This is a genomic window from Jiangella gansuensis DSM 44835 (genome assembly GCF_000515395.1).
Taxonomy (GTDB): domain Bacteria; phylum Actinomycetota; class Actinomycetes; order Jiangellales; family Jiangellaceae; genus Jiangella; species Jiangella gansuensis.
Window position 1 is genome coordinate 5,190,049 of sequence record NZ_KI911782.1, and the last position, 12,341, is coordinate 5,202,389.

The 12,341-nt window shown below is 71.9% G+C and carries 11 protein-coding genes and 2 pseudogenes; 6 read left to right on the top strand and 7 right to left on the bottom strand.

Features of this window, described 5'->3' with window-relative positions; genetic code table 11:
* Nucleotides 1-184: 184 nt before the first annotated feature.
* The 4 genes from JIAGA_RS0124570 to JIAGA_RS0124585 all read right to left on the bottom strand — a co-directional run bounded on the left by JIAGA_RS0124570 (nt 185) and on the right by JIAGA_RS0124585 (nt 5,424).
* Complete coding sequence (locus JIAGA_RS0124570) at nt 185-1,237, bottom strand: zinc-dependent alcohol dehydrogenase (RefSeq protein WP_026877714.1); 1,053 nt, start codon at nt 1,235-1,237, stop codon at nt 185-187.
* Between the two features lie 203 nt (nt 1,238-1,440).
* Nucleotides 1,441-3,096, bottom strand: coding sequence for a phosphoenolpyruvate--protein phosphotransferase (gene ptsP / locus JIAGA_RS0124575; RefSeq protein ID WP_051426471.1), 1,656 nt, complete (start codon nt 3,094-3,096; stop codon nt 1,441-1,443).
* A gap of 94 nt (nt 3,097-3,190) precedes the next feature.
* Nucleotides 3,191-4,618: a PTS transporter subunit EIIC gene (locus tag JIAGA_RS32130; protein ID WP_084470069.1), complete on the bottom strand. Its 1,428-nt coding sequence runs from the start codon at nt 4,616-4,618 to the stop codon at nt 3,191-3,193.
* 53 nt (nt 4,619-4,671) lie between these two features.
* Complete coding sequence (locus JIAGA_RS0124585) at nt 4,672-5,424, bottom strand: GntR family transcriptional regulator (RefSeq protein ID WP_026877716.1); 753 nt, start codon at nt 5,422-5,424, stop codon at nt 4,672-4,674.
* Between the two features lie 165 nt (nt 5,425-5,589).
* Between JIAGA_RS0124585 and JIAGA_RS32135 the strand changes: the two genes are divergently transcribed.
* The 6 genes and pseudogenes from JIAGA_RS32135 (at nt 5,590) to JIAGA_RS0124615 (ending at nt 9,566) form a co-directional block, all read left to right on the top strand.
* Nucleotides 5,590-6,369 carry a GntR family transcriptional regulator gene (locus tag JIAGA_RS32135; RefSeq protein WP_342673674.1) on the top strand — a complete coding sequence of 260 codons (780 nt, stop codon included), beginning with the start codon at nt 5,590-5,592 and terminating at the stop codon, nt 6,367-6,369.
* Between the two features lie 70 nt (nt 6,370-6,439).
* Nucleotides 6,440-7,483, top strand: a complete 1,044-nt coding sequence (locus JIAGA_RS0124595) for an SIS domain-containing protein (RefSeq protein WP_026877717.1) — start codon at nt 6,440-6,442, stop codon at nt 7,481-7,483.
* 21 nt (nt 7,484-7,504) lie between these two features.
* Nucleotides 7,505-7,741: pseudogene (locus JIAGA_RS0124600) on the top strand (PTS sugar transporter subunit IIB); the annotation flags it as partial.
* Nucleotides 7,742-7,817: 76 nt separating this feature from the next.
* Nucleotides 7,818-8,303 (top strand): PTS sugar transporter subunit IIA, encoded by a 486-nt coding sequence (locus tag JIAGA_RS0124605; protein WP_026877719.1) that lies wholly within the window; start codon nt 7,818-7,820, stop codon nt 8,301-8,303.
* Nucleotides 8,300-8,941, top strand: coding sequence for an HAD family hydrolase (locus JIAGA_RS32140; RefSeq protein WP_169738934.1), 642 nt, complete (start codon nt 8,300-8,302; stop codon nt 8,939-8,941). Before JIAGA_RS0124605 ends, JIAGA_RS32140 begins: the two co-directional genes overlap by 4 nt.
* Nucleotides 8,942-9,095: 154 nt before the next feature.
* A complete protein-coding gene (locus JIAGA_RS0124615) occupies nt 9,096-9,566 on the top strand; it encodes a hypothetical protein (RefSeq protein WP_026877720.1) in 471 nt (156 codons plus the stop codon).
* 52 nt (nt 9,567-9,618) lie between these two features.
* Here JIAGA_RS0124615 and JIAGA_RS33480 read toward each other — a convergent pair whose 3' ends face one another.
* The 3 genes and pseudogenes from JIAGA_RS33480 to JIAGA_RS0124630 form a co-directional block, all read right to left on the bottom strand.
* A complete protein-coding gene (locus JIAGA_RS33480; protein ID WP_026877721.1) occupies nt 9,619-10,179 on the bottom strand; it encodes a DUF4262 domain-containing protein in 561 nt (186 codons plus the stop codon).
* Nucleotides 10,180-10,734: 555 nt separating this feature from the next.
* Nucleotides 10,735-11,451, bottom strand: a complete 717-nt coding sequence (locus JIAGA_RS0124625; RefSeq protein WP_026877722.1) for an ABC transporter permease subunit — start codon at nt 11,449-11,451, stop codon at nt 10,735-10,737.
* A gap of 10 nt (nt 11,452-11,461) precedes the next feature.
* Nucleotides 11,462-12,313 (bottom strand): annotated as a pseudogene (locus JIAGA_RS0124630) (ABC transporter ATP-binding protein); the annotation flags it as partial.
* Between the last annotated feature and the right edge of the window lie 28 nt (nt 12,314-12,341).

The following is a 12,341-nucleotide window of genomic DNA, read 5'->3' on the forward strand; positions in this document are numbered from 1 at the left end:
CCTGTGTCGCGTTTCCATCTCCCGACGACGCTAGTCGGATATCCCATATCCCGTCAACGGTCATCCCCCAGATGAGCACACCCGAAATGATCACGTGGCGTTGGGGTGCTCCCGCTCCACCACGGATGCTTGCCTGGTGAAGCGGGAGAACGCCTGGTGCCGGCCCCGGACAGGCCGGCCGAACTTACGCCGGCGCGGCCGGAAAGCGCAGCACGACCTGCAGCGCCTGGGCCGGGCTCTCGTCCAGGAGCGCGAACGCCCGGGCGACCTCCGCCACCGACAGGACGTGCGAGACCAGCGGCTCCACGCCGACCCGGCCATCGGCGACCAGCGCCATGAAGACCCGCAACAGCCGATCGTGGTTCCAGCGGTCGCCGAGAGCCCGCGGTGTGCCGCCGATCTGGCTGGCCACGATCTCCACCCGGTTGTGGTGGAACTCCTCGCCCAGCCGCAGCCCGACCCCGTCACCCTGGTAGAAGCCGGCCGCGACCACTCGCCCGGTGGGCCGGACCGAGCGCACCGCCTCGTGCAGTGCCCGGTAGCTGCCGCTGAGTTCGATGGCGGTGTCGGCGCCGGCGCCGCCGGTGAGGCGCCGGAGCTCCGCGGCCGCGCCGCCGGCAACGTCCGGCCGGACCGTCTGCGCGGCGCCGAACCGGGCCGCCAGCGCCGCCCGCTCGGGCAGTGCCTCGACGGCGGTGACGGTGCCGCCGTCGAGGCCGGCCAGGCGCGTGGCGAGCAGCCCGATGACACCCTGACCGAACACCGCGAGCTGCTCACCGAGGTGCACGTCTGCGGCCAGCACGGCGTTCAGGGCGATGGCACCGGCGCGGGCGAACACGCCGTGCACCGGCGCGACCGCGGCCGGAAGCAGGCGCTCGGCGGCGATGCCGGCCGGGACCACGGCCTCGGCGCGGTGCCCCCAGATGCCGTAGACCACGTCACCGACCCGCGGGGCGGACACGTCCGCCGCGACCTCGATGACCTGCCCGACCTCCTGGTAGCCCCAGCCGGACACGGGGTACGAGAACGACGCCGCTCCGTCGGCGAACAGCCGCGCGCCGGCGTCCCAGGTCTTCGTCAGATACGGGTTGGACCCGCGGTACGCCGTCAGCTCGTGCCCGGCGGAGATGCCGGAGTACCAGGTGGCGATCCGGACCTGACCCGCACCGAGCGGCCTCGAGGGCTCGTCGGCCACACCGACCTGCCGGGTTCCGGTGAACTGCACGACGAGCGGCATCGAAGGCACCTCGATTTCGTCGACGAACGCGTTCCGCTAGGGGGTATCTCGTGGATCTTGATGGATGCGGGCGGCGTCCAGGCGTCGGTCCAGCAAGGAGGAGGAGGTCGATGCGGAGCCATCGACGACGACGACAACGCAGCTGGTCGGCGTCTGGGCGTCGATCCGCGCCGCCGAAGATCCACGAGACACCCCCTAGGAGATCACGGGGTCGGCAGTTGGGCGCGGACGGCCTCGCGTGCGGCGCGCGCGTCCGGCGCGTCCACGGCCAGCTGAGCCAGCCGGGCGCACTCGTCGATGGACACCGACAGCAGCACCTCCGCCACGTCCGGGATCGCCCGCGGCGTCATCGAGAGGCTGGTGACGCCGAGCCCTGCCAGCACGACCGCCAGCGCCGGGTCGGCCGCGGCCTCGCCGCACACGCCGACCGGCCGGTCCTGCCGGGCGCCTGCCTGCGCCGTCAGCCGCACCAGCCGCAGCGCCGCCGGCTGCCACGGGTCGTTGAGTTCCGCGACGCCGCTCAGCAGACGGTCGGCGGCCATCGTGTACTGGGTGAGGTCGTTGGTGCCGATGCTGGCGAACGCCACGTGTTCCATCACGGCGTCGGCGGTCAGCGCCGCGGCCGGGACCTCGACCATGACGCCGGCGCTGGACAGCCCGTGCGCCTCCGCGCGGGCCACAAACGAGGCTGCCTCCGATGCGGTGGAGATCATCGGCGCCATCACCCACACCTCGGCGCCGGACCGCTCGGCCGCCCGGGCGATCGCCTCGAGCTGATGGTCCAGCACGTCCGGGTGCCGGGCCGCCGTCCGGAAGCCGCGCACGCCGAGTGCCGGGTTGGCTTCGTCGGCGTCGGTCAGGAACGGAAGCGGCTTGTCGGCGCCGGCGTCGAGCGTGCGGACCACCACCTTGCGGCCTTTGAACGGTTCGAGCACGGCCAGGTACTGCTCGGCCTGTTCGTCGACGGACGGCTCCTCGGCGCGGTCGAGGAAGCAGAACTCGGTGCGGAACAGCCCGACACCCTCGGCGCCGATCCCGACCGCCGCGGCGGCGCCCTTCGGGTCGCCGACGTTGGCGAGCAACTGGACACGGGTGCCGTCGGCTGTGCGGCCGGTGCCGTCGAAGTGCCTCTCGCGGGCGGCCGCGGCCCGGACGGCGTCGATGTCGCCCGGCGACGGGTCCGTCTCGACCGTGCCCCCGGAGCCGTCGACCAGCACCACCGTCGATTCGGCGACGTCGGATATCCCCGGTGCCGCCACCACTGCCGGCAGCCCTAGCGCACGGGCCAGGATGGCGGTGTGTGACGTCGGCCCGCCCTCCGCGGTGACCAGCGCGAGGCAGGTGGACGGGTCCAGCGTGGCGGTGTCGGCCGGCGCGAGGTCACGGGCGGTCAGGACGAACGGCTCTGCCCGCTCCGGAACCCCCGGAGCCGGCCGCCCGTCCAGGACCGCGACGATGCGGTCGCGCACGTCGCCGACGTCGCGGGCCCGCTCGGCCATGTAGCCGCCCAGCGACTCGAGCATCGCGGCGACCTCGGCCGCCGCCTCCCACACGGCGCGAGCCGGAGCGATACCGTCGTCGAGCTTGCGCTGCGCGGCCGTGACCAGGGTCGGGTCGGCCGCCATCAGCGCGGTGGCTTCGAGGACCGCCGAGCCCTCACCGTGCGCCGTCGCCGCCCGCCGCTCCAGGTCGGCCCGGACCTGCTCGGCCGCGTCGGCGATCCGGGCACCCTCCGCGGCGACGTCGGCCCCGTCGGACAGCCGCGCGTCGGGGGCCGGCTCGCCCACGGGCTCCGGCATGCGCACCACCGGTCCGACCGCTCGTCCGGGACTGACCCCAACTCCGCTGATGACCGCCACGTCACACTCCTCTCGTCTGCTCAGTCTGCGCCACACAGCCGCGATCGCCGGCACGTTCGCGGTGGAACGTGCCGGCGATCACAGCCCGCGCTCGCTATTCGGGCCGCCGCCGGGAGGTGTCGTCGTCCGGCTGAGCCTCCGGTGCGCGCGTGGGCGCGGCGTCGGCGTCGGATGGCGCGGACACCACGGCCGCCGGGGTCCGCTCCTCGTGGACGATCTCCGCGGCCTCCTCACCGAGGGACGCCTGGACCGCTTCGTCGTCCTCGTCACGTCCGGGAGTGCGCAGGTTCCACTTCGTGATCACCCAGCGGAACAGGAAGTAGTAGACGACCGCGTATCCCAGCCCGATGACCACCAGCCACAACGGACCCTCGGCGATGCGGAAGTTCAACGCCCAGTCGATGAAACCGGCCGAGAAGCCGAACCCGTCGCGCAGGCCGAGCGCGTTGGTCAGCGCCAGCGCGGTCCCCGTGAGCACGGCGTGGATCAGGTACAGCGGGAACGCCACGAACAGGAAGGAGAACTCCAGCGGCTCGGTCACACCCGTGAGGAACGAGGTCAGCGCCGCCGACAGCATGATGCCGCCGACGATCTTCTTCTGCGCCGGCTTCGCGGTCTGCCAGATCGCCAGGGCCGCGGCCGGAAGCGCGAACATCATGATCGGGAAGAAGCCGGTCATGAACGCTCCGGCGGACGGGTCACCGTTGAGGAAGCGCAGGATGTCGCCCTGGACGGCCTCGCCACCGGGCGGTGTGTACTCACCGAGCTGGAACCACGGGAACGAGTTGAGGATGTGGTGCAGGCCGAGCGGGATGAGCAGCCGGTTGAAGAACCCGTAGAGTCCGCCACCGAGCACGTCGTTCTCGGTGACCCACTCGCCCAGATTCGTCAGCCCGGCGTCGAACGGCTTGTAGAGGAAGCTCATGGCGACGGCGATGAACACGGCCACGACGGCGGTGATGATCGGCACGAACCGGCGACCGCCGAAGAACGCCAGGTACGGCGGGAGCTTGATCCGGTAATAGCGCTGCCACAGGAGGGCGGCCGTGATGCCCATGATGATGCCGCCCAGGACGCCGAAGTTGATCAGCTCCTGCTCCTCGCCCTCCGCGGCCTCTCCGAGGACGTACGGCGACATCACCTCCGAGACACTCTCGTAGACCAGATAGCCGACCACGGCGGCCAGCGCCGTCGAGCCGTCGGACTTGCGTGCGAAGCCGATGGCGACGCCGAGGGCGAAGATCAGCGGCAGGTGGTTGAAGATGCCCGCGCCGGCAGCGCCCACGACTTCGGACACCGGCTGCAGCCAATGCAGCCCGTCGTACTGGGCCAGGCCTGCGGGCAGCCCTTCCGGGACGGTGCCCGGCTCGCCGCCGAGCATGTCGTTCGAGCCCAACCGCAGCAGCAGGGCCGCGGCCGGAAGCACGGCGATCGGCAGCATGAGGCTGCGGCCGATGCGCTGCAGGACCGCCAGGCCGGGGAAGCCACGCTTACCCGTCGCGGTCGCGGTGGCGGCACTCATCGCTGCTCCCTTCGGCCGGGATGGAGGGCGAGACGGTTCACGAGCCTTCTCCTCTACGTGTGCGCCGGTCCGCGGCCCGGGCCGGCATGGGGGGTGCGTTCCAGCGTCATGTGGACCTGGTAGCGGTCGGCCCGGTACCAGGAGGTGACGTGCTCCAACGGCCGGCCGGCGGCGTAGGAGGTCTTACGGAAGACGAGCAGCGGCGCCGCGGGCGGGACACGCAGCAGCCGGGCGCGCAGCGGGTCGGCGCCCTCCGCCCAGACGGTCTGCGCCGCCGAGTCGAGGACGCGGCCGTAGTCGTGCGCGAGGATGGAGTAGACAGAGCTGGTCAGGTCGCGTTCGAGCAGGCCCGGAAGGGGCGCGGCCGGCAGCCACGACACCTCATGGGCCATGGGCGCGCCGTCGGCCGATCGCAGCCGCTCGATCCGGTAGGCGCGGTCGGTGACGTCCAGGCCCAAGGCGGCCCGCGCCGGCGGCGGCGCGGCGGTCTCGTCGGCACCCAGGACGACGGTGGACGGTTTGTGCCCGCGCCGGCGCATGTCCTCGGTGAACGACGACAGGTGCATCTGCGACTCGATGCTGGCCGCCGCGACGAACGTGCCCTTCCCGCGGACCCGGTAGAGGCGGCCCTCGGCGACCAGCCGCCCGACGGCCTCGCGCACGGTGGCCCGGCTGACCTTGAATCGCGTCACCAGTTCCCGCTCGGAGGGAACCGGGGCGTCCGGCACCAGCTCGCCCTCGATCATGGCGAGGAGGATCTCCCGCAACTGCCGGTGCTTGGGCACCGGTCCGTCGACCACGTTCACGGGGCCTCTTTCACGGAGCGTCTCAGGCAGTGGTAGGAACTGGTCTAGATGTCTTGACCAGTGGGCCATACAATGTGGCTGCGCACCGCGCTTGTCAAGAGGTGAGCGACCCGAATCGACCGGTGGCCGGGATTTCCCCGGCGGCCCCGACCTGATGCGAGTCCCGTGCTGTCCTTGCGCCGTTCGACGCTGAAGTACCTCCAGGTGCGCGACTACCTGCGGAGTCTCGTCGGTAGTGAGCTACGCACCGGCGACCCGGTGCCCTCGGAGCGGATGCTGTGCGAGCGCTTCGGGGTTTCCCGGATGACCGTGCGGCAGGCAGTCGACGCACTGGTCGTCGAGGGCATCCTCGAGCGCGTCCAGGGCCGCGGCACGTTCGTCGCCCCGCCGAAGGTCGACCTGCAGATCCGGCTGGCGTCGTTCACCGAGGAGATGACCCGCCGCGGCATGACGGCCGGGGTGAGCGTCCTCTCGTCCGGTGTCGTGCCGGCCGAGCCGGACATCGCCGACGCACTCGAGGTCAAGCCCGGCAGCGACGTCATCCACCTGCACCGGCTGCGGCTCGCCGACGACGAACCCATGGCCGTCGAACACACCTGGCTGCCCGCCACCCGGCTGCCCGGCTTCCTCGACGGCGGCTCACCGTCCAGCGTCTACGTCGAGCTCGAAACCCGCGGTCTGACACCCGACTGGGGCGAGGACACCATCGACGCCGGCGAAGCCGACCACGAGGAAGCCCAGCTGCTCACCATCAAGCCCGGCAAACCGGTGCTACGCATCTCCCGGCGGGCCTTCACCGGCGACCAAGCCATCGAGTACAGCCGGTCGGCCTACCGCTCGGACCGATACACCCTGTGGGTGCCGGTGGCCCGCCCCAACCCCCCGGTGGTGCCGCGACGCCGGCAGGGCGGCATCGTTACGGAGGAGCCGCCCGGCTCGAACTGACCGCCACCCGCCCGAGGACCCGCACCACCGTCCCACTTTCGACAGGAGTTGCCGCGTGACCGAGACGATCATGGCCCGCGAGATCGCCGAGCAGCCGGAGGCGCTCGCCCGCACCATCGAGGCGCTGCGGCCGCTGCGGCCGCAGCTGCGCGCGCTGGCCGACGACCGCCGGGTGGTCCTGTTCGTCGCGCGCGGCTCGTCCGACAACGCCGCCATCTACGGCAGGTACCTGCTCGAGGTGCACGCCGGGATGCCCGGCGGGCTGGCGGCACCCAGCGTGGCCACGCACTACCACGCCGACCTCGACCTGTCCGAAGCCGTGGTGGTGTCGGTGTCGCAGTCCGGCGAGACCGCCGAGATCGTCGAGACCCAGGCCTGGGCCGCGGCACACGGCGCCCGCACCGTCGCCGTCACCAACGACGGCGACAGCTCGCTCGCCGCTGCAGCCGACCTCGCCCTCGTCACGCGCGCCGGCACCGAGCTCGCTGTCCCGGCCACCAAGTCCTACGTGACCCAGCTCGCCGCGATGGCGGTCCTGGCCGACGCGTTCGCGCCGAAATCCGGTTCGCTGGACGCCGACCTGGACCGGGTGCCCGCCGAGGTGTCGCGGCTGATCTCGGCGCGGATCGGGGTCGACGAAGCCGCCGAACGGCTGGCGTCGACACCCGAGACGCTGGTCAGCGGCCGCGGCATCACGTTCGGCACCGCGCTCGAGGCGGCCCTGAAGCTCGAGGAGACCTGCCTGCGCCCGGTGCGCGGCCTCTCCTATGCCGACCTGCGGCACGGGCCCATCGCCGTCGTCGACGCCGAGCACGTCGCCCTGCTGGTGTCCGCCGCGGACGGACCGATGGTGTCGGGCATGACGGACCTCGCTCACGATCTGCGCCACCGTGGGGCCGCCGCCACGATCGGCATCGGCGGTGACTCCGGGTTCGCCGCCGCGGTCGACGTGTGCGTGCCCGGACCCGACCTGCCTGAACTGGTGGCGCCGCTGGCGCTGGTGGTGCCGGCACAGTTGACGGTGGAGGCACTGGCACGCAGGCTCGGCCTGAACCCGGACGCCCCGCGTGGCCTCTCGAAGATCACCCAGACCGACCCCGCCACCGACGCGTAGCCCGCGACCACACCCTCCGGAGGACACATGGACAAGGCCGAGCAGATCCTGACGGCGCTGGGCGGCGCCGACAACATCGTGGAGATCGAGCCCTGCGCAACCCGGCTGCGTACCGAAGTGCACGACTCGTCGCTGGTGGACGAGAAGGCCCTCAAGGCCGCCGGTGCGTTCGGAGTCATCTCCGCCGGCAGCGTGATCCAGGTGGTGGTGGGTCCCGAGGCGGACACCATCGCCACTGACATTGAGGACCTCATGTGATCGCACCGGCGATGCACCGGCCCGGGACGGCGCCGCATCGAGCACTCGGACCGCGCGGACGCGAACCGGAGGAGACATGACCCAGCTGGACGTGCTGGCACCGGTGGCCGGCCGCGTGGTCAGCCTGACCGAGGTGCCGGACCCCGTGTTCGCGCAGGCACTGGTCGGACCCGGGCTGGCCGTCGACCCGGACCGGTCCGGGCCCGCGCGAGCCGTCGCCCCGGTGGCCGGCCGGCTGGTCAAGCTGCATCCGCACGCGTTCGTGATCCAGACCGCCGACGGCGCCGGCGTGCTCACCCACCTGGGCATCGACACCGTCCAACTGGCGGGTGAGGGCTTCGAGCTCCACGCGGCCGAAGGCGACGAGGTGACCGCCGGCGCGCCGGTGGTCACCTGGGACCCGGGGGCCGTCGAGACCGGCGGCCGTTCGCCCATGGTGCCGGTGATCGCGCTGGACGCCGCGCCCGGCTCCGTCAACCAGGCAGCCGGTCCCGCCGGCCAGGCGTCCGGTCCCGCCGGGCAGGTCGGCACCGGCGACGTGCTGTTCACGTGGTCGCGGTGACGCATTCCTGGGGCGCCGCCCTGTTCGACCTGGACGGCACCCTGGTGGACAGCGAACCGGCCAACCAGGCCGCCTACCGCGCGTACTTCGCCTCTCGCGGCTGGGAGCTCGGAGAGGACCTCGCCCGGCAGTTCGCCGGACGCCGTGGCGCGGACGTGTTCGCCCAGCTACCCGGGCCGTGGCAGGGCGAGGACATCACCGCGATCGTGGCCGGTGTGCTCGCGCACGTGAACCTCGACGACTACCCGCTGCGACCGCTGCCCGGAGCGATCGAGCTGATCCGCCGCATACACGCCGACGGGGTTCCGGTGGCGCTGGTGACCTCCGCCCAGCGGGACTGGGCCGAGTACGCCGTCGGTGACGTGCTCGGTCTCCGCGACCACTTCACAGCCTTGATCACCTGGGAATCGACCGTCGTCGGCAAGCCGCACCCGGAGCCGTACCTCGCCGGCGCGGCGGCTCTGGGCGTGCCGCCGGCACAGGCGGTGGCGTTGGAGGACACCGTGCCGGGCATCCATGCGGCGCTGGCCGCCGGGGTGGGCAGGGTGATCGGCGTGAGCTCCGGATCGTCGCCGCAGGCGCTGCTGGACGGTGGCGCTCACGAGGTGGTGGCCACACCGGCCGACCTTCTGCGCTGACGGTGCGATCACGCCGGCGCCTTGCTGGGCGTTCGTCACGGGCTGGTTCCTGCGGGCGGCCATGATCGGGCCCGTTTGCCGCCGGCCCCGCTGGGTAATCGATCATTCAGCGCATCCCTTCGACAGGCTGTCGAGGCCGGAGGAGGCCAGAGCCATGATGATCGTGCTTGGGTTGCTGTGCTTGGCTGCGGCGGCCGTCGCCGTGGCGTTCGCCGTGACCGACGGTGGCGGCACCGTGCAGATAGATCAGTTCGGAATCACCACTGACCTGCCGGTATGGGGCGTGTTCCTCGCCGGCGCGGTGGCAGCGTTGCTCGTGCTGGTGGGCATTGCCGCCCTGACCGCGGGCGTGCGCCGCGCCCGGGCCCGGCGAACCGAGATCCGCAATCTGCGCCAGAAGGTCGCTGCCCAGGAGGACGTCGGCGACGGGACCGCAGCCCCCTACTCCACTCAGAACCGACCGGTGACGGACCCCGCCACGACCGACCGAGCTGCCGCGGACGAGGCCATCACCGCCGATGACCGCCGGCGCCACGGATTGTCCGGACGCTGGCGCCGCCGGCACGCGGCCGACCCGGACACCTCCATGCGGTCGGAACCGCCGACAGGCGCCACCCGCGCCTGACCCCGGTGCCCGGCCCGGCCGGCGCTCGCTAAGGCGCCGCCCGGGCCGACCGTCAGCCCAGGAACACTCGTGGTGGAGGCTGGAGCCCGGACGGGAAGTCGTAACCGGCCTCCCACGGAAACAGGCCCTGATGGTCGTCCCAGACGCACTGCAGCGCGGGCACCGGGTCGTCAGCCGACCGGCGGTAGAAACGTTGGGCGGAGGCCAGGGTCGGGACGGCCCCGCCGTCGTGGAACGGGAAGAACCGCACCCGATGGTGCCAGCCCTCGACCGCGAGCGGCCGGCCCGGCAACAACGGCCGCCCGCGCCGGACCCGCTCGCCGAGTGCGTTGAGCACGACGCTGCCGGTCTGTTCGTCGAGGCCGAAGACCACCACCTCCGGATGCCCGAAGCCGAAGAGCCCGACAGTGTAGGCATACGGCGGTTCGCCACCGGCCGGCAGCCCGCACGGGCACCCCGGCGGCCCCCAGCACCCCTCTGCATAGATCGATTCCACGGCCCAGCCGTGCTCCCGCACGGTTTCTCGCAGCCACGCGTCCTCTTGGTCGCGCCGTTGCTGCAGCTGGATCGGGGTGACGGCGGGTGCCTCGTGGGGCGGCTCGCAGGCGAACATCGCATCCTCCCGTAGTGCTTGGACAGACGTTCGAACCATAGTCGCCGACACCGACAACGTCACGGCCGTGCGGATGCCGCCGACCGCCACCGCGCGACCGCAATAGCCGACAACGGCCGCAATAGTCGCAGCCGCGCCTGCGGGCGAGTTCCGACCTCTCGGCGTTGATCGCGATATCGCCGTCGGGCGCTGCGATCAAAGTCCGGCTGATCCGGACCCGGCCCGGCTCGACCTTTGCCGCAGGCCGGGCAGGGCCGGTCGGCACGGCGGCGCCACGGTCACCTGATCCCACCCGCCTTGATCATCGGCGATCGACCCCGCCCATCGCGCCAACCGTTGATGATCACGCCCGGAACCCCGATCGTGGGCTCATAGGGCAGGTCGGCAGGTGGTCGCTACGTGGTGACGGCGGCGGAGGCGACCGATGGCCGCACGCCCCCGGCAGGCGTCCTCCCGCTTCGGCAGGCAAGCATGCATGGGGAAGCGGGAAGACCCATGCCGAACGTGATCATTTCCATTCCGGGTCGTCGGCCGCTGGCCAACCGCGATGCGGCGTCACTCCTCGCCGGCGAGGGACAGGCTGCGCAGGCGCTGGCCGGCGTACCAGGTGGCGCCGACGATCACGACGGCCAGCAGCACGCCCGCAACCGCCAGCCGGACGTCGGACGACACCAGGTCGCGCGCCACGATGGTCTCGGCGATCGACAGGGACCACTGCTGGATACTGAGCGTGCGGGCGCCCGGCACGTACCCGCCGACGAGGCCCTCCCAGATGAGCGCGTACGCCAGCCCGTACACGACCGCGTGTCGTGTGACGACGGCGAGGAGGACGAAGACCGCGCTGTAGGCCACGGACGACACCAGGGCGGCCGCACCGAACCCGAGGGCGAGCCCGGCCTCGGTGCCGGACATGATGAGGCCGGCACCGAACGTGGGGACGGCCGCGAACAGCACCGTCGCCGCCACCGCGACGACCAGTTTGCTGAGGATGATGGTCGGCCGCGGGATCGGCTTGGACAGCACGTAGACGACGGAGCCGTCGTCGATCTCCGGGCCGATGACGCCGGTGCCGACGATCAAGCCGAACAGCGGGATCAGCGCGCCGAGCGCCACCGAACCCAGGAAGTCAGCGGTCACCTGGTGGTCGACACCGACGGACAGGCGAAGCAGCACGGCCAGCGCCAGCAGCACCGCCGACATCACCAGGAGCAGCAGGGCCCGCCGGCCGCCGAGCAGCGCCCGGGCGGTCAGCTGGGCGACCGTCGTGTTCATCGCGAAACCCCTAACTCTTCACCAGGTAGGAGAAGACGCTCTCCAGGGACTCGTCGGAGGGCGAGACCTCGTAGAGCCGGATGCCGGCGCGCTGCGCCACCCGCGGCAGCAACTCGGTGAACCGTAGGAACGTGACGGCTTCGACGCGCAGGACGCCGGCGTCCTCGTCCAGTTGCACCCCGGCGGTGGAACCGTCCGCGATCAGCGCAGAGGCGAGCGCGCGGTCGTCGTCGGAGCGAATGACGTACAGGTGCGGCCGGTCGGTCATGAGCCGGCGGATCTCGCGGTAGTCGCCGGACGCGGCGTGCCGCCCGGCCACCAGGACCTCGATCTGCTGCGCGAGCTGCTCGACCTCTTCCAGGATGTGTGAGCTGAACAGCACGGTGCGCCCCTCGGCGCCCATCTGCCGCAGCAGATCCATGAGGTGCAGCCGCTGCCGCGGATCCATGCCGTTGAACGGCTCGTCCAGGAGCAGCACGGCTGGGTCGTGCACGAGCGCGGAGGCCATCTTGACCCGCTGCTTCATGCCCTTGGAGTACTCGCCGACCCGCCGGTCCTGGGCGTACTCCATCTCCACCGTCGCCAGTGCGCGCCTGGCCGCGGCGCCGGCATCGGGCAGCCCGTGCAGTTCGGCGTTGGCCAGCACGAACTGCCAGCCGGTCAGGAAGTCGTAGGCCGCCTCGCGCTCCGGCACCAGCCCGATGGTGCGGTACACCTCGGGGTTCTTCCAGACGGTGGCGCCGTCGAGCGTGACGGACCCGGCCGACGGCGCCAGGAACCCGCTGAGCATGCCGATCAGCGTGGACTTGCCGGCGCCGTTGGGACCGAGCAGACCGGTGATGCCCGGTCCGATGGTCATGGTGACGTCATTGACGGCGACGACGTTGCCG

What these genes read in the sequence shown, in the direction of transcription:
- JIAGA_RS0124570 (WP_026877714.1), bottom strand. Translation starts at nt 1,237, where the DNA reads ATGCCGCTCGTCGTGCAGTTCACCGGAACCCGGCAGGTCGGTGTGGCC.
- JIAGA_RS32130 (WP_084470069.1), bottom strand. Translation starts at nt 4,618, where the DNA reads ATGAGTGCCGCCACCGCGACCGCGACGGGTAAGCGTGGCTTCCCCGGC.
- JIAGA_RS0124595 (WP_026877717.1), top strand. Translation starts at nt 6,440, where the DNA reads ATGGCCCGCGAGATCGCCGAGCAGCCGGAGGCGCTCGCCCGCACCATC.
- JIAGA_RS0124605 (WP_026877719.1), top strand. Translation starts at nt 7,818, where the DNA reads ATGACCCAGCTGGACGTGCTGGCACCGGTGGCCGGCCGCGTGGTCAGC.
- JIAGA_RS0124615 (WP_026877720.1), top strand. Translation starts at nt 9,096, where the DNA reads ATGATGATCGTGCTTGGGTTGCTGTGCTTGGCTGCGGCGGCCGTCGCC.
- JIAGA_RS33480 (WP_026877721.1), bottom strand. Translation starts at nt 10,179, where the DNA reads ATGTTCGCCTGCGAGCCGCCCCACGAGGCACCCGCCGTCACCCCGATC.
- JIAGA_RS0124625 (WP_026877722.1), bottom strand. Translation starts at nt 11,451, where the DNA reads ATGAACACGACGGTCGCCCAGCTGACCGCCCGGGCGCTGCTCGGCGGC.